Source organism: Benzoatithermus flavus (assembly GCF_037908215.1).
Taxonomy (GTDB): Bacteria; Pseudomonadota; Alphaproteobacteria; order Geminicoccales; family Geminicoccaceae; genus Benzoatithermus; species Benzoatithermus flavus.
Genome location: NZ_JBBLZC010000090.1, coordinates 1 through 706, shown reverse-complemented (window position 1 = coordinate 706; position 706 = coordinate 1). Strand labels below are relative to the sequence as shown.

The following is a 706-nucleotide window of genomic DNA, read 5'->3' as shown; positions in this document are numbered from 1 at the left end:
ATATGAAGAAGCTCGGCGATGCCGTTGCCGCTATTGGCGGAAACGATCAAACATTAGAAAGCGTCGCTCGGGCGATCGGGCAAATTCAAGCAAAAGGAAAACTATCCGCCGAAGAAATGCAGCAATTAGCCGAAGCCGGTCTTCCGGTATGGGATATCCTCTCGAAAAAAATGGGGAAATCGACGGCGGAACTCATGGAAATGACATCGGAAGGGAAACTATTAGCAAAAGATGTCGTTCCGTTGCTTGTTGATGGATTGGGAGAACGGTTTAGCGGTGCGATGGATAAACAATCAAAAACATTCTCGGGCATGATGTCCACCTTAAAGGATAACCTTAACATGCTTGCCGGAACGATCGCAAAGCCGGCATTCGAGTTTTCCAAATCCATTTTAGAAAAAGCCATTCCCGCCGTTAATCAACTTCAAACTGCATTCGAGCAAGGCGGATGGACAGGAATGCTAAAAACCATCTTTTCCGCAGACTTTGTGACTCAATTCACACAAATGAACGGAACCGTCAAAAATTTTTTAAATCAAATCAAATCTGATTTTCAATCCACGTTTCAATCTTTAATTCCAAAAATCCAGCCGTTTTTTGATAGCTTGAAAAACTTTTTTAATACAGTTCTTCAAGCATGGCAATCGATCGGACCAACGATTTTATCCTTTATCAACTTTTTATTCCGGCAAATCCTAACGATCAT

At 42.2% G+C, this 706-nt stretch carries 1 protein-coding gene; it reads left to right on the top strand.

The features are described from left to right. Positions 1-706, top strand: a 706-nt coding sequence (locus tag U1T56_RS24205; RefSeq protein ID WP_418162048.1) for a tape measure protein, incomplete at both ends; no start/stop codon positions are given.